At 61.3% G+C, this 18,855-nt stretch carries 18 protein-coding genes; 11 read left to right on the top strand and 7 right to left on the bottom strand.

Annotated elements, in window-relative coordinates; translation table 11 throughout:
* Window positions 1–157: 157 nt before the first annotated feature.
* Window positions 158–484 carry an endonuclease domain-containing protein gene (locus AC1DWZ_RS20985; protein WP_477170895.1) on the top strand — a complete coding sequence of 109 codons (327 nt, stop codon included), beginning with the start codon at window positions 158–160 and terminating at the stop codon, window positions 482–484.
* Window positions 481–1,647: a radical SAM family heme chaperone HemW gene (gene hemW / locus AC1DWZ_RS20980; protein WP_477170894.1), complete on the top strand. Its 1,167-nt coding sequence runs from the start codon at window positions 481–483 to the stop codon at window positions 1,645–1,647. The genes AC1DWZ_RS20985 and hemW overlap by 4 nt, the downstream gene beginning before the upstream one ends.
* Here the strand turns inward: hemW and AC1DWZ_RS20975 are convergent.
* From AC1DWZ_RS20975 to AC1DWZ_RS20965, 3 genes are all read right to left on the bottom strand, one after another.
* A complete protein-coding gene (locus AC1DWZ_RS20975; RefSeq protein ID WP_477170893.1) occupies window positions 1,537–2,439 on the bottom strand; it encodes an ATP-grasp fold amidoligase family protein in 903 nt (300 codons plus the stop codon). The genes hemW and AC1DWZ_RS20975 overlap by 111 nt on opposite strands.
* 414 nt (window positions 2,440–2,853) lie before the next feature.
* The gene (locus tag AC1DWZ_RS20970) at window positions 2,854–4,530 is read right to left on the bottom strand and encodes a methyl-accepting chemotaxis protein (RefSeq protein ID WP_477170892.1); all 1,677 of its coding nucleotides are present in this window, start codon (window positions 4,528–4,530) and stop codon (window positions 2,854–2,856) included.
* A gap of 231 nt (window positions 4,531–4,761) precedes the next feature.
* Window positions 4,762–6,000 carry a penicillin-binding protein activator gene (locus AC1DWZ_RS20965; protein WP_477170891.1) on the bottom strand — a complete coding sequence of 413 codons (1,239 nt, stop codon included), beginning with the start codon at window positions 5,998–6,000 and terminating at the stop codon, window positions 4,762–4,764.
* Between the two features lie 152 nt (window positions 6,001–6,152).
* Between AC1DWZ_RS20965 and rsmI the strand changes: the two genes are divergently transcribed.
* From rsmI to gshB, 5 genes are all read left to right on the top strand, one after another.
* Window positions 6,153–6,986, top strand: coding sequence for a 16S rRNA (cytidine(1402)-2'-O)-methyltransferase (gene rsmI / locus AC1DWZ_RS20960; protein WP_477170890.1), 834 nt, complete (start codon window positions 6,153–6,155; stop codon window positions 6,984–6,986).
* Window positions 6,964–7,350 carry a YraN family protein gene (locus AC1DWZ_RS20955; protein WP_477170889.1) on the top strand — a complete coding sequence of 129 codons (387 nt, stop codon included), beginning with the start codon at window positions 6,964–6,966 and terminating at the stop codon, window positions 7,348–7,350. Before rsmI ends, AC1DWZ_RS20955 begins: the two co-directional genes overlap by 23 nt.
* Window positions 7,351–7,527: 177 nt before the next feature.
* On the top strand, window positions 7,528–8,220 hold the full coding sequence (locus tag AC1DWZ_RS20950) for a BON domain-containing protein (protein WP_477170888.1): 693 nt from the start codon (window positions 7,528–7,530) through the stop codon (window positions 8,218–8,220).
* Window positions 8,221–8,306: 86 nt separating this feature from the next.
* The gene (locus AC1DWZ_RS20945; RefSeq protein ID WP_477170887.1) at window positions 8,307–9,158 is read left to right on the top strand and encodes a SirB1 family protein; all 852 of its coding nucleotides are present in this window, start codon (window positions 8,307–8,309) and stop codon (window positions 9,156–9,158) included.
* An 83-nt stretch (window positions 9,159–9,241) separates the two neighbouring features.
* On the top strand, window positions 9,242–10,180 hold the full coding sequence (gene gshB / locus AC1DWZ_RS20940; RefSeq protein WP_477170886.1) for a glutathione synthase: 939 nt from the start codon (window positions 9,242–9,244) through the stop codon (window positions 10,178–10,180).
* 9 nt (window positions 10,181–10,189) lie between these two features.
* Here the strand turns inward: gshB and AC1DWZ_RS20935 are convergent, their stop codons facing one another.
* From AC1DWZ_RS20935 to AC1DWZ_RS20925, 3 genes are all read right to left on the bottom strand, one after another.
* The gene (locus tag AC1DWZ_RS20935) at window positions 10,190–10,585 is read right to left on the bottom strand and encodes a MarR family winged helix-turn-helix transcriptional regulator (RefSeq protein ID WP_477170885.1); all 396 of its coding nucleotides are present in this window, start codon (window positions 10,583–10,585) and stop codon (window positions 10,190–10,192) included.
* Window positions 10,586–10,801: 216 nt separating this feature from the next.
* Entirely contained in the window at window positions 10,802–12,202 is a 1,401-nt protein-coding gene (locus AC1DWZ_RS20930; protein WP_477170884.1) for a calcium-binding protein, read from the bottom strand.
* Between the two features lie 180 nt (window positions 12,203–12,382).
* Entirely contained in the window at window positions 12,383–13,336 is a 954-nt protein-coding gene (locus AC1DWZ_RS20925; RefSeq protein ID WP_477170883.1) for a DMT family transporter, read from the bottom strand.
* Window positions 13,337–13,523: 187 nt separating this feature from the next.
* On the opposite strand from AC1DWZ_RS20925, the gene AC1DWZ_RS20920 reads away from it, so the two are divergent.
* Window positions 13,524–15,815 (top strand): caspase family protein, encoded by a 2,292-nt coding sequence (locus AC1DWZ_RS20920; RefSeq protein ID WP_477170882.1) that lies wholly within the window; start codon window positions 13,524–13,526, stop codon window positions 15,813–15,815.
* Between the two features lie 7 nt (window positions 15,816–15,822).
* On the opposite strand, the gene AC1DWZ_RS20915 is transcribed toward AC1DWZ_RS20920, so the two are convergent.
* Window positions 15,823–16,158 (bottom strand): cupin domain-containing protein, encoded by a 336-nt coding sequence (locus AC1DWZ_RS20915; RefSeq protein ID WP_477170881.1) that lies wholly within the window; start codon window positions 16,156–16,158, stop codon window positions 15,823–15,825.
* 180 nt (window positions 16,159–16,338) lie between these two features.
* On the opposite strand from AC1DWZ_RS20915, the gene irrA reads away from it, so the two are divergent.
* The 3 genes from irrA (at window position 16,339) to AC1DWZ_RS20900 (ending at window position 18,814) form a co-directional block, all read left to right on the top strand.
* Window positions 16,339–16,758, top strand: coding sequence for an iron response transcriptional regulator IrrA (gene irrA / locus AC1DWZ_RS20910; RefSeq protein ID WP_477170880.1), 420 nt, complete (start codon window positions 16,339–16,341; stop codon window positions 16,756–16,758).
* A gap of 180 nt (window positions 16,759–16,938) precedes the next feature.
* On the top strand, window positions 16,939–17,358 hold the full coding sequence (locus AC1DWZ_RS20905; RefSeq protein WP_303979248.1) for a rubrerythrin family protein: 420 nt from the start codon (window positions 16,939–16,941) through the stop codon (window positions 17,356–17,358).
* Between the two features lie 124 nt (window positions 17,359–17,482).
* Window positions 17,483–18,814 (top strand): heterodisulfide reductase-related iron-sulfur binding cluster, encoded by a 1,332-nt coding sequence (locus AC1DWZ_RS20900; protein WP_477170879.1) that lies wholly within the window; start codon window positions 17,483–17,485, stop codon window positions 18,812–18,814.
* The last annotated feature ends 41 nt before the right edge of the window (window positions 18,815–18,855 follow it).

Here is an 18,855-nt window from a genome sequence, read left to right as displayed (position 1 = left end):
TCTTCGGGCGCCCCCCTCACCCCAACCCCTCTCCCGCGAGGGGAGAGGGGCTTTTGCCGCACATTTCGATTACCATCTGCTTGCTGGGCCCGGTTCTGCCGGCAGATCTCATTCCCTCTCCCCTTGCGGGAGAGGGTCAGGGTGAGGGGGTGTTGCCGTGGCAAAGACGGCAGAGGCAAAAGTTCTGCGGCGCAATGCGACGGACGCAGAGAAGAAATTATGGTCGCTGCTACGCGATCGTCAGCTAATGGGATGGAAATTCCGTCGGCAGGTTCCGCTTGGTCCCTATATCGTTGATTTCTACTGCGCAGACGCAAAGCTCGTGGTCGAAGCGGACGGCGGTCAACATGCAGAGTCTGCTGGCGATGAAACTAGAACAGCTTGGCTCAATCAGAATGGCTATCGCGTGAAGCGCTATTGGAACAATGAAGTGTTGAAAAATCCGGAAGGTGTCATTGCCGATTTGCTGGCGAATTTGCCATGACCTCTCACCACGATCCGCGCGGCTTTGGCATTTATATCCATTGGCCCTTTTGCAAGGCCAAATGCCCCTATTGCGATTTCAATTCCCATGTCCGTGAGCGGATCGAGGAGAGGGATTGGCGGGAGTCATATCTCAAGGAACTGGCGCATTACGCAGCGCTGACGCCGGACCGGACCGTCACCAGCATCTTCTTTGGTGGTGGCACACCGTCGCTGATGGACCCCGCCACGGCGGAGACGGTGATCGATGCGGTGGCGCGGCATTGGCGGGTGGCCAACGACATCGAGATCACGCTGGAAGCCAATCCGACCTCGGTCGAAGCCGACAAGCTCAAAGGCTTCCGTGCAGCCGGCATCAACCGCGTGTCATTGGGTATCCAGGCGCTCAACGATGGCGACCTCAAATCCCTCGGCCGCCAGCACAATCAAAGCGAGGCCCTGGCGGCGCTGGATCTTGCCGCCAGCACCTTCGACCGATTCACCTTCGATCTCATCTATGCGCGGCCTGGCCAGACGCCGGCACTTTGGGATCAGGAGCTCGAGCGTGCCTTGACCTTCGCCGCCGATCACATCTCGCTCTACCAGCTGACCATCGAGACCGGGACGATGTTCGAGCAGGCCTATGCGCGCGGCGATTTCGTGCTGCCGGACGAAGATACCCAGGCCGAGCTGTTTGAGCTGACGCAGGCCCGGTTGGGCGATGCCGGATTGGCGGCCTATGAGATTTCCAACCATGCGCGACCGGGTTCGGAATCGCGACACAATCTCACTTACTGGCGCTACGGCGATTATGTCGGTATCGGGCCGGGTGCCCACGGGCGGTTGACGCTGGATGGCCGAAAATTCGCGACACGCCAGCACCGGTCGCCGGAACGTTGGCTGGAGATGGTGGCAGAACAGGGCCATGCGACACGGCAATATGACGAGGTAAACACCGAGGCGCGCATCAGCGAGCTCACCATGATGGGACTGCGTCTTGCCGAGGGAATTCCGCTCGCGCGTTTCGAGGCCGAGGCCGGCCGGCCGTTTGCCGACTGCCTCGACCCCCCTCGTTTACAGCGCCTGTGCCAAGGGGGTTTCCTCGATATCCGGGCCGAGCGGCTCCACGCCACCGCTGCCGGCCGGCAGCGTCTCGACGCTGTGCTCGGCGAATTGCTGAGCTGAGCTTTGACGGAGCGCCAGCATCTCCGGCGTGCTCAGGCTGGGTTCCAGCGGTAGCTTGGCCGTGCCGACGGCGCGCAGCTTACGGGCCATTTCGATGGCAATCTCTTCATCCGAATAACTGCAGGATCCGGCGGCTGGCGTGAAGGTAAATTCGCCAAAATAGACGCCTTCGTCGGTATCGTAGAGGTCGACGCGGACAAAATCGAATCCGCGCGAAAGCTGGGAAGCAATCTCGATCATGTCGGCAAAATGCGGCGGCTTGACGATGGTCTCAAGGCGCTCGACGCCACCGCAACATACCGGGATGATATTGAAGTCGGGCACGGTGAAGAGGGCGCGACGATGCGATGGCATGCAGCGATCAACATCCATCCGGCCATGCAGGATATGCCCATCGGCGCAGGAAAATTTATAGTCGGTCAGCCCCGTGGTGGAGGCGACGTTTTGCTCGATGATGAGCTTCTTCTCCAGGCCGTTATACTGCGCCTCACGCGTGAGTGGAAAGAAGCTCTTTTTTGAGAAGCGCACGAACCTTCTCAGCTGTGCCTCGTCGATGGGCTCATCGAGGTAGAGGATAGCGCCGAAACTGTGTGTCGGCTTGACCACGAGCTTTCGACCGAGAAAGGGTTTCAACCAGGCGGCCACATCCGCGGGTGTTGTCGTCTTGTGCAATCGCAAGACAGCTTCGACCTTGGCGATTTTCACGCAAGGCGCCTTGGCTTGGGCCAATATTTTCGCATATTCCTTGTCGACGCATGATTGGTGCAGGACCGACCAGCTGTTTCGAATCATGCGATGGAAGATGATGTCGTTTAGCGTTGCGCGGGGATCGCTGAAAGAGCGCGGAACTCTTTTATTGCCACGCCAGAAATGTGGCAGGGCCAAAGCGTAATTGATGAACCATAAATTGGGCAGTGTCCGGCTTACCTGCCTGAAAGTCTGCCCCACAGAACGCCGTAAGAGCATCTTCGTGTTGCTGGACATCTGAACTGCCTGAGAGGCCTATGCCAAAAATATCGGCGTAGCCTAGGGTCAGTCCTGACGGCACAGCAATCGAGAAGATGCAAAACTGCTGCCGCTGGTGTGTTTTCGGATAGACTTCTTAGATGTTCATAAATGCCATGCGAATAAAGTCCGTCACCGCTCCTGACATTCTAGGAGAATAGTCGCCAGCCTGAAAAACGGCCGCTGTCTGGGCAATTGTCCTCAAACCGTCGCGATCCGATTGATGAAATCGCCGGAGAGGGTGCGCAGCTGATCGACATCGCTGGCCAGCGCCACGGCTTCTTCGCGGAGCTTGGCGGCGGCGGAACCGGATTCACCGGCGCCGGCAGCCGCGGTCGAGATGCGCTTGCTGACGGTCTCGGATTCCGTGGAGGCCTGCTGCACATTGCGGGCGATCTCGTTGGTGGCTTCCATCTGCTGGCCGACGGCGTCGCTGACCGCATTGGCCTTGGCGCTGATATCGTTGATCGAGGTGGCGATCCCGTCGATGGCGCCCACGGCCTTCTTGGTTTCCGTCTGGATGTCCTGGATCTGCGCCTGGATGTCCTCGGTGGCCTTGGCAGTTTGCGTTGCGAGGTTCTTCACTTCCGAAGCGACCACGGCAAAGCCCTTGCCGGCATCACCGGCGCGGGCGGCTTCGATGGTGGCGTTGAGCGCCAGCAGATTGGTCTGGCTGGCGATTTCGTTGATGAGACGCACGACCTCGCCGATGCGATTGGCGGCTGCGGCCAGATTCTGCATGGTGCTGCTGGTCTCGTTGGCCTCGGAGACCGCGCGATCCGCGGCTGCCGAGGTTTCTGCGACCTGACGTGAAATGTCGCCGATCGAGGCGGTGAGTTCTTCGGTGGCAGCAGCCACCGCTTCGACATTGCGCGCGACGCGGCCGGCTGCTTCGTTGGCAGAACCGACATCGCCGGTGGTGTTGCCGGCTTGAAGGGCCACGGAATCGGCGCCGCCGCGTAGATTGTTGGTGGCGTCCGCCACACGGTCGACGACACCGAGGACAGATTGGCGGAACTGTTCGGCGACACCCTGGAGGGCGCGCGCGCGGTCAGCCTGAGCCGCGGCGCGTTCGGTTTCCTGTGCCGCCTGCAGCCGGTTGCGTTCGGCCGCATTGTCCTTGAACATGTTGACGGTGCGGGCCATGACGCCGATTTCGTCGCTGCGCTCGATATGCTTGATCTCGACATTGAGATTGCCCGCCCCTAGCGCCGACAATGCCTCGCGCACTTCGGTCAGTGGTTTCAAAAGGCGCCGTGTCACGACAAAGCCAAGGCCCGCCAGCACGATCACGATGGCCAGCGTCACCATGCCGAAGCTCAACAGCAGACTGTCGACGATGGCGAAATAGTCGCTCTTCTTCACGCCGACATAAAGGATGCCAATGGTCTCCCCGGCGGCGTTCTTGATCGGGTCATAGCCGGTGAAGAAGGTCTGGCCAAGGATGTCGACCGTGCCGTTATAGGGCTTTCCCTGGCCGAGCACGGAATCGTGGGCGGCGTTCTTGGCGAGCTGCGTGCCCACGGCGCGGCCCGAACCGTCAGGCTTCATCACATTGGTGGCGACGCGTGTGTCGCCCTGGAAGATGGTGGCTGTGCCGCCGACCAACTCCTTGATCTTGTCGACGATCGCAAGGTTGTCGTTGAGCATCACGTCGCCGGCATAAAGCTTGCCGTCTTTGACGCTGAACTCGGTACCGCTCTGCTTCAGGACATCCCAGGCCACGCGCATATTGGTCTGCTGCGCGCTGGTCGCCTGAACTTCCATCTTATCCGAGACCAGGAGGTAGGCGGTGTAGATCAGGGCGCCGGAAAGCAACACCAGAAAAGCGGCGATGGCGATCGTGACACGGCCGGCGATGGAAATTTTCTTGAACATAAACGGGCGTCTCCGGAAAAGAGTTGGCGCGGGGCAAAATCGTTCGCCCACGTCGTCACTGCGCCGTGGCGGGCTGCCCCCTGCCGTTGTCCGGTTATGTCAGATAAATGCTAATGAAAGATTATTGCGCGACTGTACAATATGCGAAATTTAGGAGCGATTTCCTTAACTTACCCCGATTTAGCGCTCGGCCATGCACTGGGGTGCGATTTCCGGAGAGAGGTCAATTGATCAGTTGATCACAGCGGCAAAGGTCCCCGGCGCCGGGTCTTTGACCAGGAAGGTGCCGGGCGCCACTTCGAGGACGGCCAGACCACGTTCCGCCTTGCCGTCGGCGCCCAGACGGAACACGCCGGTGACGCCAGCAAAGCCGGACGGATCGGTCATGCGCTGGGCTGAGAAGTCGCCACCTTCCTTGGACCCTGCAAGGGCCACCGCCAGGGTGACCGCGTCATAGACGATCGCGGCACGCGAGTCCGGCGGCGTGCCATAGAGGCTGGCATAGCGCTGGTTGAAGGCCTGCAGGCGGTCGGGGGCCGAGGCTGCGAACCAGCCGCCGACCAGGGCACCTTCGCTGGCGATGGCCGGATCCTGCCATTGCGCAGTGCCGAGCAGCCGGACGAGGCCGGTGGGGATTTCGAAGGCCGGCAGCATGGCGGCAAAGGCCCGCAACTTCTGGCCGCCTTCCGGGATCATCAGTGCATCGAAGCCGCTGCGCTTATAGGCATCCGCCATCTCACGCACCGGCTGGGTGAGGTCGGGGGATTTCGGATCGTAGAACACGACCTGCGAAATCGTACCACCAGCTTTCACCACGGATTCCTGATAGGCGCTCAGCACCAATCGGCCGAAGGGTGAATTGGGTGCCATGATGGCAAAGCGCTTCACCTGTTGCGAGGCGGCATAGGTTACGACCCGGTTGATCTGGCTCTCCGGCGTCACCCCCAGCACATAGACGCCCGGCTGCGCCTGGGAATTATCGTTGCTGAAGCTGACCATCGGAACATGCGCGGCGAGCACAGGCGCCGCCGCCTGCTTCAGCTCGGCGCCGAAGAGGGGGCCAAGAACAATGTCAGCCTTGTCAGCCAGCGCATCACGGGCTGCTGCTGCCGGCCCGCCTGACGTGGCGCTGTCGCGCACCACCAGCTTGAAATTGTCGCCGCCGACATCGAACAGGCCCATTTCGGCCGCCTGCAGCATGGCGCGGCCGAGGCTGGCCTGCTGGCCGGAGAGGGGCAATAGCAGCCCGACCTTGATGTCGGTATCGACCGGTTCCACGCTGGTGCTGGGCGCCTGGGCGGTGGGTGCGGGGGCTGGTGCCGGGGCCGGCTGGCTAACCGGGGGCGGGGGCGCTACGTTGGGCGCGCAGCCCGTGAGGAGAATGGCTGACAGGCTGAGCAGCATGAAGCTCGACAAAGCGAGGCCCGCCAAGGCAGTTAGGGGGCGCTGCGATTTCGACGCGTCAAACATGATAACTCCGGCAAATCATAAAATGAGCAATGATGGCGAAGCCTAACGACAGAGCCCTGTTAAGTAAACCGGCCCAGTCTTCAGCCCCTGGGGCTTCGGCCTCTGGGACGCCCGCATCGTCCCGCGATGCCGGGATCGGAGAATTGGGCCTGGTGGCAACGCCGATCGGCAATCTGGGTGATCTCTCGGTCCGCGCCGCCGACTATCTGCGCGCGGCGGATGCGATCGCCTGCGAGGATTCGCGCATCACCATCCGACTGTTGCAGCATCTGGGGATCAAAAAATCCTTGCTCAGCTATCACGACCACAATGCCGACGAGATGCGGCCACGGCTCATCGAACGCCTGCAGCGTGGCGAAAAAATGGCGCTGGTGTCGGATGCCGGGACACCGCTGATTTCCGATCCCGGCTTCAAGCTGGTGCGGGAGGTGGCGGCACTCGGCATTCCGGTGACGGCCCTGCCCGGCCCTTCGGCGCCGATCATGGCGCTCATCCTCTCCGGTCTGCCCACCGACCGCTTCCTGTTCTTAGGCTTTCTCGCCGCCAAATCGGCGGCGCGGCGGACGGAGCTGGAGGAGGTGGCAGGATTGCGCGCCTCGCTCATCCTGTTCGAGACCGCGCCACGCCTGGTGACGGCGCTTGGCGACCTCAGGGCGGTGCTGGGCGACCGGCCGGCCGCAGTGGCCCGCGAGCTCACCAAGATGTTCGAGGAGGTGCGCCGCGGCAGCTTGCAGGAGCTGCTCGATCACTACACCGAGGCGGGACCCCCCAAAGGCGAGATCGTGATCGTCATCGGCCCGCCGCTGGCCGAGGCCGCAGGTGCCGCGATCGACCTCGATGCTGCCTTGTTGAAGGCGCTCCAGGTGATGCGGGTGAAGGAGGCGGCGGAGGCGGTGGCGGCGGCGGCCAGCCTGCCGAAACGGCAGGTCTATCAGCGGGCATTGGAGCTGAAGCAGCAGACGGATGGCAATGACGACGGCGCATAAAAAGCTGCGTGGTGCCAATTCCCGGCGCCGCGGCCGTCTGGCAGAAGCGCTGGCGGTCGCCTGTTTGCGCCTCAAAGGCTACCGCATCCTCGAACGCAATTGGCGCTCCAAGCTGGGCGAGATCGATATTCTGGTGCGCAAAGGCGGCATCCTGGTGCTGGTCGAGGTGAAGACCCGCGCCGATACGGGGCTCGCCAGCGGCGCCGTCCTGCCGCAGCAGCGCCAGCGTCTGCTCCGGGCACTGTCGCATTATCTGAAGACCCGGCCGGAGCTTGGCAGCCTCGATCTTCGGTGCGATATCATGGCCCTGGGTCGGTTTGGCTGGCCGATCCACCTCAAGGATGCCTGGCGGCCAGAAGCCTGAGGCCAGCCTGAGACCAGCCTGAGACCAGCCTGACATGAGGCTGACATCAAGCCTCGCTTGAGGTCGAATCGGTCTTAGGGCATGATTCGCTTCATGAATCCGGCGCCGCCGCCCTCTTGTTCCAGCAATCAGAGACGATCCCGGCATTTCCTTGCCAGTGTCGCAGGGCGGTATCGTTTGCCCGCCCCGGCTTTGCCTACCCTGGCATTAGTTGTCCTGGCCGCCGGTACCTTGGCTGCCTGCTCCCCGATCGGGACAGCCGTCGGCGTTGCGGCCACCACCATCAATCTGGCGACCCAGGAACGCGGCCTGGTGACGGGCGTCGATGACAACGTCACCTGGGTCGGCATCAATCGACGGCTGCTGGAACATGACCAGAAGCTGTTCCAGAAGGTGAGCCTCCAGGTCCATGAAGGCCGCGTACTGCTGACCGGCTTCGTGCAGAAGCCCGAAGACCGGGTCGAGGCGACTGCCATCGCCTGGCAGTCGAGCGGTGTCCGCGAGGTGATGAACGAGATCAAGATCGGCCGCGGCCTGGATGCCGGCGATTACAGCGAGGATGCCTGGCTGATCGCGCGCCTGCGCGTCAAGCTGATGGCAGACAGCCAGGTCCGTGCCAACAATTTCAGCATCGATTGCATCCGCTCGACCATCTATCTCATGGGTGTGGCGCAGGATGACACAGAGCGCCAGCGGGTGGTCGATCATGCCCGCGATATCGCTTATGTGCGCTCAGTGGTGGACCGCGTGCGGGTAGTGAGCGATCCATTGCCACCGGTCCCGGACGTGAAGCCGCCGGAAGCGAATGTGGTTTTGACGGCGAGCAAAAACCCACCCCCCAAGCCGCCGCCATCGCGCGCCGACCGCTAGGTTGCTGTCTTGATTTCTGATTTCTCTCCGGCCCAATTTTCCCGTGGCTTGAAGCCCACCGCGCAAAGCGACAAGATCACGGCAGCATGAGCAGCACCATGGATATCGAGGGCGACCTCGCCCGCATCGGCGGCCAGAGCGATTCAGAGATCGACCTGGCCGAGGCTGCCCTGGCGCTGGCAGCGCTCGACCGGCCGGAACTTGGCCGCCATGTCTACCGGGCGCATCTTGCGGCCATTGCCGATGCGATGAAGCAGGCGGCGGCCCTGCCGGAGATGACGCTGCCATCCCAGGCCGGGCTCGATGCGCGCTGTCGGCTGCTTGCTGACATCATGGCCGGCGAATTCGCCTATCGTGGCGACCGCGTCAATTATGACGATCTGCAGAATGCCGATCTGATGCGAGTCATTGATCGGCGCCAGGGACTGCCGGTAGCGCTGGCGATCCTTTACATGCATGCCGCGCGCAGCCAGGGCTGGGCCATCGAGGGCGTCAATTTTCCCGGCCATTTCGTCATCCGCCTGTTCCACGACGGCAAGGCCGCAATCCTCGATCCCTTCGACGGTGGCCGCGTGCTGGAGACAGGCGACCTGCGGCAGCGCCTGAAGACCGCGATCGGTGACAAGGCGGAATTGCAACCCAGCCACTACGCCGCCGTCGGCAACCGCGACATCCTGCTGCGCTTGCAGAACAACATCAAAGTACGGCTGATCCAGGATGGCGACCTGCCGCGTGCCGCCGCTGTGGCCGAGCGCATGCTGCTGGTCGCCCCCGGGGCCGCCGCCATCTGGCGCGAAGCCGGGCTCATCCATTCGCGTCTTGGCAATCTGCTGGCGGCCAAGCTTGCCTTGTCGCGTTTCCTCGAAACCTCGGACAATGAAGCTCAGCGCCACCAGGTCGCGCGTTTGCTGCAGGACATCACGCAGAGATTGCAATAGTTGGGGCATTGCTTCCGCCTCGCGCGTCGCTAAACTGCCCCGACCTCATTCCCGGCCATCTCCTTCATCGAAGAGCAAATACCATGTCGCTTGTCGTCGCCATCCAGATGGATCCCGTTGAAAGCATCGATATCGACGGGGATTCGAGCTTCGTCCTCGGCCTTGCGGCGCAGAGGCGCGGCTACAAGCTCTATCATTATCATCCGCGCCAACTCTCCTGGCGCGATGGCAAGGTGACGGCGCGGGCACGGCCGGTTGAATTCCGGCGCGAGCGCGGCAATCACGCGACCCTGGGTTCGGAAGAGGTGATCGACCTTGCCAATCTGGATGTGATCCTGATGCGCCAGGATCCGCCCTTCGACATGGCCTATATCACCGCGACGCATATCCTGGAGCGCATCCATCCGGATACGCTGGTGGTCAACGACCCCGCCCATGTGCGCAATGCGCCGGAGAAGCTGTCGGTCACCGAATTCAAGAATGTCATGCCACCGACGCTGATCACCAGCGACCGGCAGGAGATCATGGCCTTCCGGGCCGAGCATAAGGACATCATCGTGAAGCCCCTGTTCGGCAATGGCGGTGCCGGGGTCTTTCATGTGAAGCCCGACGACGAGAATCTTGCCTCGTTGCTGGAGATGTTCACCCAGTTCTACCGCGAACCGATCCAGATCCAGCGCTATGAACCGAAGGTGCGATTGGGCGACAAGCGCATCATCCTCATCGACGGCAAGGCGGCGGGCGCCATCAACCGTGTGCCGGCGGCCGGCGAGGCGCGCAGCAACATGCATGTCGGCGGCGTCGCGGTGAAATCGACGCTGACCAAGCGCGAAGAAGAAATCTGCGAGATCATTGGCCCGGAGCTGAAGAAGCGTGGCCTCATCTTCGTCGGCATCGACGTCATCGGTGACTATCTCACCGAGATCAACGTGACCTCGCCCACCGGCCTGCAACAGATCAACCGCTTCGACGGCGTAATGCTGGAAGACCAGATCTGGGACGCTATCGAAGAACGGCTATAACGCTGCGACTCAGGAATCGTCCGCCACATCAAGCCTTGCTAGCATGTCGGCCAGGCGTGCCACATGGCGGAGCGATTCATCCGGGCTTTTCATCAGCGCATCTTCAAAGGCCAGCCAGGGATCCCGTGCCAGCAGCGCTGTGCCGGCCGCGGTCAGCCTTATGGTGATGCTGCGGCCGTCCTTGGCATCGGTGATCTTGTCGATGAGACCCTTGCGGGCGAGAGCGATCAATGTTTGTGAAACCGTGCCCTTGGTGGCGCGGTGGGTGCGGGCAAAGGCGCTGGGGGTTGAGTCTTTGCTGCCGGCTTCGGCGAAGTAGCGCAGGGCGCTCCACTGCGCCGGGTTCAATCCATGACAGTAGCAGCTGGCCGTCAGCAAGCGCGACATGAGGTCGAGCGATTGCAAGATAGATCGCGCACGCGCGCGATGTTGTGGCGAATATGACTCCACCATCGCAGCCATGCTCTCCCCAGAGAGATCTCAGGCTAAAGATCCAGGGCTTCGCGCCTGATTGATCAGTCTAGACGAGGGATTTCACGGACCGCAAGCAAAGCTGGCGGTCCGTGAGTCCTGGTGATCCATGGAGCTGTTGCGATGGGAAAATGTTCAGGCCTAAGGCCCTCAGACCAGTTGGAAATCCGCGTTGGTGAGGTCGGTCGCAGGGGTGGTAAAGCGCGTCAGTGCCACAGCCGCATCCGACCCGCTGCCATCCGAATCCCACCAGATCGCGCTATTTGAGACCAGGAAATAGCCGTGACCGGCATCGGGCGATGTCGGCAAGGTCTTGGTAGCCGAGATCAGCAGATAATCGTCAATCGACGCGGATTCATCGATCCCGAAGCTCGCCCGGTCGAAGGCGATGGTGTCGTCGGCAGCCAGAAAATCCTTGATGGAATCGATGCCGGGCTCCAGCGACAGCTGGAATGTGTCAGCACCGGCACCGCCGGTCAGTGTGTCGTTGCCGGCACCGCCAATGAGGTAGTCGTCGCCGGCATCGCCGAACAGCCGGTCCTCGCCCTCCGACCCCCACAGCGTGTCGCCGTCATTGCCGCCGTAGAGCGAGTCATTGCCGGCCTCACCGACCAGGCCGTCGACACCGTCGCCGCCGGTCAGGCTGTCATTGCCGGTACCGCCGAGGAGCGTGTCCGCGCCGGTGCCGCCATCAAGGGAATCGTGACCGTCATTGCCTTCGAGCCAGTCATCGCCAGCATCGCCGGACATCTTGTCGGTCCCATCGGCGCCCCACAGATGATCGTTGCCGGCACCGCCAGAAAGCGTGTCATTGCCCGCGTCGCCGATGAGACTGTCATCGCCATTGCCGCCGGCGAGCGTGTCGATGCCGTCGCCGCCCCAGAGCCCATCATTGCCGTCGCCGCCATCCAGCGTGTCATTGCCGATGCCGCCGGTCAGTTCGTCATTGCCGGCCTCGCCATACATCTTGTCATCGCCGGCTTCGCCCCAGATATGATCGTCGCCATTGTTGCCGTAGAGCTTGTCATTGCCATTCTCGCCGACGATGGCGTCATTGCCTTCGCCACCCGACACCTGGTCGTTGCCCTCGCCACCCCACAGACTGTCCTGGCCATTGCCGCCATTGACGAAATCGTCACCGGCATCGGCCGCGATGAAATCGTCGCCATCTTCGCCCTTCAGCGTGTCGATGCCCGCGCCGCCCCACATATTGTCGTTGCCGGCACCGCCGGAAACGTAGTCATTGCCGGCATCGCCATAAAGCTGGTCGTTGCCGGCGTCACCGCGCAGTGAATCATTGTCATCACCGCCCCACAGTCCGTCATTGCCGTTGCCGCCGCTAAGCGTGTCGATCCCGACATCGCCGACCAGCGCGTCGTCGCCATTGCCGCCGTTCAACACATCGTTGCCGGCAAAGCCGAAGATCGAATCGTTATCGTCATTGGGCCCGAGATCGCCGGGTGCGTTGGCAATAGCCCAGCCATTGATGGTGTCGGCAAGTTCGGTGCCGAGAATTTCCTCAGAGACGTTGGTGCCATAGATGGTTGCCATGGTCGCGTACTCCCCCGATTTGCGTCATGAGACGACGTTGCTGAGGAGCTTAGTGTATTGAAAAGGCTAGGTTTTATGGCATGAAATAAGTCATCATTGAATCCCAACGGGAATTCAAAAAAACCTGCCGATCATGGTGGGAGGTCGGAAAATTGTCGGCGATTTTCCTATCCGATGACGCTACTCGATCACTGGCAAGGAGGGCAGGGTCGCCGCCCGCCGGCGCTGGCGGGCGAGCAGTGTTTCGCGGTGGATGATGTAGATGCCACTGCCCACGACGACCGCGCCGCCGATGATCAGATACTCATCCGGCAATTCGTCAAACAGCAGGAAGCCCAGCAGGAAACCGTAGACCAATGCCATGTATTCGAACGGCGCCACGACCGAGACCGAGGTGCGGCGAAAGGCCGTGGTCATGGCAATCTGTGCGGCGCCACCCATTGTGCCGATCAGCACCAATAAGCCGATCTCGTTGAAGCCGCGCGGCTGCCGCCAGGCAAGGTCCGGATCAATGAGGCCCAAAGGCAAGGTGAACAGAGAGGCGATCATGGCGAACACCGTGAAGTAGAAGACGATGGTGGTGGGCGGTTCGGTCGCCGACATCTTGCGGATCGAAATCATCGCGAGCGCATAAAAGATGGCGGCAAGCAGCGGGATGAGAGCGTAAGGATCGAACACGCCGGTACCCGGCCGCGTCATGATCATGACTCCGACAAAACCGGCCGTGACAGCGCTCCAGCGGCGCCAGCCGACTTTCTCGCCCAGCAGCGGCACGGACAGAATGGTGAGGAAGATCGGCCCGGAAAGGCCCAAGGCAATGGCATCGGAGAGCGGCAGCAACTTGTAGGACAGGAAATAGCAGTACATGGCCGAAACGCCGACCACGCCGCGCCAGAAATGTCCCCAAGGCTGTGTCGTCTTCAACTGCAGCCGCTTCTCCACAACCCGCATGTAGCCCAGCAGCGGCAGAAAGGCGAAGAGGTTGCGCACGAAAATCAGCTCGCCGGTTGGATAGTGATATGTCTCCGACACGTACTTGATCAGCCCATCCATCGAGGTGAAGATCAAAACCGCCAGATTCATCAACAGGATGGCGAACACGGGACGATCGGCAGCGAGAGCGGGGGCGGACATGGTGGACAATCTGCACTGGATGTAGGGGGAGGGATATAGTCCGCCAGCATAGCGAGCCGCTGCCGGGAGAACCACCTGGTAGTTTGTGGCGTCGTCTGCATCGTCACAGGAATTGGGTCACGGGAGGGGCGTGGTCAAAATCCGTGGATCAGGTTATTGATAAGTCGATTGGGGTAGCTGTATCGACATGAGAGCCATACGCACCATCGCGCATTGTGCTGCTGCCGTGCTGGGCCTGGGCTTTGCACTGCTGGTCGGATTGCCCGGTGCGTTGGCCGAGCCGCGCGTGGCACTGGTGATCGGCAATGCCGATTACGGCAATGAGATCGGGCGGTTGGCCAATCCGGCCAACGATGCCGCGCTGATGAAAAAATCCCTGACCCAAGCCGGCTTCGACGTGATCGAGATTACGGACGCCGACCAGAAGGCGATGAAGCGCGCGATCAGCGAGTTCGGCAAACGCCTGACCGCTGCCGGGCCTGAGGTCACGGCGCTCTTTTATTACTCCGGCCACGGCCTGCAGGTTGGTGGTGACAATTATCTCATCCCGGTGAATGCGCAGATTGCGCGGGAAGCCGATGTCGATCTGGAAGCTGTTTCTGCCGACACCGTATTGAAGCAGATGCAGTTCGCCGATGCACGCGTCAACATCATCATCCTTGATGCCTGCCGCAACAATCCGCTGCCGCGCACGTTCAAATCCGCGCAAATGGGCCTTGCGCGTATTGAAGCACCGCGCGGGTCCTTCGTCGCCTACTCGACGGCACCTGGCGATGTGGCAAGCGACGGCACGGGCAAGAACAGTCCCTATACCGCAGCGCTCGCCACCGCCATCATCACGCCTGGCCTCTCGATCGAAGAAGCTTTCCGCACCGTGCGCGGCAGCGTGCTCTCGGAAACCGGAAATGCCCAGACGCCCTGGGAATCCTCGTCCCTCACTGCGCCCTTTTTCTTCATGCCTGCGCAGGCTTCGGTACCGCCTGTAACCCCGGCAGGAAATCGGACGGCACCTGCAGCAGCCGACGCCGCGGAAGACCAGCGTGCGGTCGAGCTGATTTTCTGGAATTCGGTTAAAGACAGCAAGGACCCGGCGGATTTCGCCGCCTATCTAGAACAGTTTCCCAAGGGCAATTTCGCCAAGCTGGCGCAGAACCGCCTGACGTTGCTGAGCGAAAAGCCTGTGACGCCGGACAAGTTAGCTAAACCCGCTGGTACGCAAGCCTCGGACGACCAACGCGCGCTGGAGTTCGCCTTCTGGGACGAGGTGAAAGACAGTAGGAATCCGGCAGATTTCAACGCCTATCTGGAGAAATTTCCGGAAGGAAATTTTGTCGAGCTGGCGCAGGTTCGCCTGGCTAAATTGAGCGGGACGCCAGCGACAAAATCAGCAAATCAGGTGCCAACACAGCCCACCGTGAGCGAAGCGCCGGCTGCTGCGGACACTGCCGAAGCGCCGGCAGCCGAGCCGGAACAAAATGCTGGTGCCGCCGTCGATGTGCCGATCGATCCGGATGCGGCTGAGAAAATGTGCCGTGACGAAAACGCTGATGCCGCGCATCGGCTGGGCGCTTGCCAGAATGCGCTCCATAAGAATGGCCTCGACGACGCCCAGCGCGGAGACCTCACCAACGAAGTGGGGCGCGCATATTATGATCTGCAGAAATATCCCGAGGCGCAGGAAAAATACCGCGCGGCCATCGCACTTGACCCGGCGGAGCCGGTCTATCCAGCCAATCTCGGCCTCGCTTTGTCGGATGCCGGCGACTATGCCGGGGCTGTGACTGCCTATGACCTGGCGATCAAGCTCGATCCCAAGAACAGCTGGCACTTCTACAATCGCGGCTTTGCCAAGCTCTATAGCAACGATCCGCCCGGGGCCGGCGCCGATCTCGACGCCGCATTGGCACTCGAGGAGAGTTTCGACCTCCTCTCCGCGCGCGGCTTCATAGCCCTTGCAGAGGGCAACGCAAAAGCAGCGGTCGATTTCACCATGCGCGCCATCGGTGTGGACGGTAGCAGCTACGGCCTGCAAAGCATTGCCGTCCTCTACCTCGCCGAACGCGACAAGGATGCGCTGGCGATGACGGATCGCCTGATTGCCAATGACCAGGGCTATGGCTATGGCCAGATATGGAAGGCGCTGCTGCTGACGCGCCAGGGCAAGTCCGGGGCTGCGCGCACCTTGCTGAGCGAGACATTGAAGGCCCATGGCAGCGATTGGCCCGGCATGCTGCTGCGCTGGATGCTCGGCAAGTTCGACGACGAGATGTTGCTGCGCAAGGCCCATGAGGGCACCGGGCAGGATATCCAGAACCAGCTGTGCGAGGCGAATTTCTATCTCGGCGAGCGCTATCTCAGCAAAGGCGACAAGATGAAGGCCGCAGCCTATTTCGCGGCAACGCTCGAGACCAAGGTCTATCACTACATTGAATACTATACCGCCGCCGCGTTTCTCGAGCGCCTGAAGGCAGGCAACTGACCCGTCCCTAGTGCGGGACCGCCGTGCCGAAATGAACCAGGACGATTGCTTCCGATTCCGCTGCCCAGCGATGGTGCAGTCCGGGCGGAATGCGGCAGCATTGGCCCTGGTGGACGGGATAGGATTTGCCGTCGGCGATAATCGCAAATCGGCCGGAGAGCGCCGTGATGGTTTCGGTGGCGCCGGCGTGGACTTCCTCCGGATAGTCATATCCGGGGCCAAGGCGGATGATCAGCACCTCGCCCACCGGATTGCTGGTGATCGGATGATCGGTATCGACCGGGACACTTTGCGCCAGCTCGACAAGGTCCAGCACTTCAATGGACATGGACTGAATGGACACGGGCAGGCCTCCAGGCGGCGCCGAAGCGCCGGTTTCTGCGGAATTTCGAGTTCTATCAATAGCGGGTGGCCAATGCCTGTCTATTGGTACTTATCCACGGAATTTCCCGTCCGATCACGAATTTGAGCAATTATAGATTCCGGCTTTTCATGCTGATCGGGTTGGATTAGGGTTTTACACATGGAAATCAAACGCCCCTTCACCTCGATCCTCGCCAAGCTGAAGGATGCCGGCCTCCGGCCGACCCGCCAGCGCCTGTCTCTCGCCAAGCTGCTGTTCGAAGGCGGTGACCGGCATGTCTCCGCGGAAGAATTGCACGCCGAGGCGGTGAACAGCCGGATCTCCGTGTCATTGGCCACGATCTACAACACGCTGCATCAGTTCACGAGCGCTGGCCTGCTCCGGGAAGTGGTGGTGGAACCCGGCCGGTCCTATTTCGACAACAACATCACGCCGCATCATCATTTCTTCATCGAAGGCGAGGGGAAGCTCATTGATATCCCCGCCTCGGAGGTGGCGCTAAGCCAGCTGCCGGCGGCTCCCGCTGGCATGAAAGTGTCGCGCGTCGATGTCATTGTCCGACTTGCGAATGATAATTAATTCGCCAATCAGATCAGTCACTAAACGATCTCATTAAAACGATTCCAATCTGTTGACAGCGTTTGGGCTGAGGCATAGATTCTGGCCCACCACCAAGCTTGTCGCGGCGCGTCCCGCCCCACTTACAAGATGGGATCCCGCACCAAGACCCGCGCAACCCATTTAGCTAGGGAGACAAAAATGGCCGCTCTGAAGGGCTCCAAGACTGAGGGCAATCTGAAGGACGCATTCGCCGGCGAAAGCCAGGCTAACCGACGCTACCTCTATTTCGCACAGAAGGCGGATGTCGAAGGTTATAACGACGTCGCCGCCGTGTTCCGCTCGACGGCGGAAGGCGAGACGGGCCATGCCCATGGCCATCTCGAATTCCTCGAGGAAGTCGGCGATCCGGCGACGGGCTTGCCCATTGGCGCCACCGCGCCGAACCTCAAAGCCTCGATCGCGGGTGAAACCCACGAATACACCGACATGTATCCGGGCATGGCGCGCACCGCGCGCGAAGAAGGTTTCGACGAGATCGCCGACTGGTTCGAGACGCTCGCCAAAGCCGAAAAGTCCCATGCCGGGCGCTTCCAGAAGGCGCTCGATACGCTGGGTTAAAACCGCCTATCTTCCAGATAGGTGTTGTCCGATCGCTGACACTGCCGGTTCCAACAGAGCCGGCGGTGCAGCCGTTGGAGTCTGAGTTTTCGCTCCTGCAACCGAACGTGCGAGGGATGGGTCCATGCGCGAAGGCAGCCTGGAGGCACCGTTCCGCCATAAGATCGATTGGCAGAACCCCGATTTCTACGACATGGACAAGATCAATGCGGAGATGCATCGCGTCTTCGACATCTGCCATGGGTGCCGTCGTTGTTTCAATCTCTGTGACTCCTTTCCGAGGCTGTTCGATCTCGTGGATGCCAGTCCCGATGAAGTAGCAGGCGTCGCGACCGACGATTACAAGCAGGTGGTCGATGCCTGCACGCTCTGCGATCTTTGCTTCATGGTCAAATGCCCCTATGTGCCGCCGCATGAATGGGCGGTCGACTTCCCGCATCTCATGCTGCGTTACCGTGCTGCCGAATTGCACCAAGGCAAGAACGACAAGGTCTATGGTCAGTTGACCGAGACCGACCGCAACGGCAAGGCCGCCGGCATGCTGGCACCGATCGCCAATGCCTTCACCGACAACGGCCCCGCGCGCCAGGTGATGGAAAAGGTGGTCGGTATCGACCATCGCGCCCATCTGCCGAAATTTCACGGCCGCACCCTGGTCATGCGCGCCATGGAAAACAAGCCGGAACTCAATACCGCAGCGCCCGCTTATGGCCGCAAGGCTGTGATCTATGCGACCTGCTTTGCCAACTACAACAATCCCGATATCGGCGTGGCCGCCATAGAGGTGCTGGCGAAGAACGGCGTCGAGACGGAAGTGGTCTATCCGCGCTGCTGTGGCATGCCGCAGCTGGAACAGGGCAACATCGCCCGTGTCGCCGAACACGCCCATTCCGTGGCGGACGCGCTGCTGCCCTATGTCGAGCAGGGCTACGACGTGGTGGCGCTGGTGCCGTCCTGTGCGCTCATGCTGAAATTCGAATGGCCGCTCATCCTGCCCGATGAAGAGAAGATCAAGCGGCTCTCGCAAGCCACCTTCGACATCTCGGAATATGTCGTCGACATCGCCAAGCGCAATGGCCTGGCGCCGGGTCTGCAGCCGATGGAGGGCGGCGTCGCCCTTCATATTGCCTGCCATGCCCGCGCGCAGAATATGGGCCAGAAGGCCGCCGAGATGCTGAAGCTCATTCCAGATGCGGACCTGGCCGTCATCGAGCGCTGCTCGGGCCATGGCGGCGCCTGGGGTGTGCTGAAGGAGAATTTCGATGTGGCCCTCAAGGTCGGTAAACCGGTGGCACGCCAGGCGATGAATTCGGGCAAGCGCCAGATCTCGTCGGAATGCCCGCTGGCAGGCGCCCATATCCTGCAAGGGATCGGCGTCCTCCAGCCCGGCGAACAGCCGGCGGAGGAAGCGCCACACCCGATCGAACTGTTTGCCAGGGCTTATGGGTTGATGTAGGACGCCGCACGAACGATCTGCCTCGCTGAAGAGCTTCCCCC

The sequence above is a fragment of the Dongia sp. P2_B8 genome, from assembly GCF_056404715.1.
The sequence above is the reverse complement of the archived record's forward strand: the minus strand, read 5'-3'. Positions and strand labels throughout refer to the sequence as shown.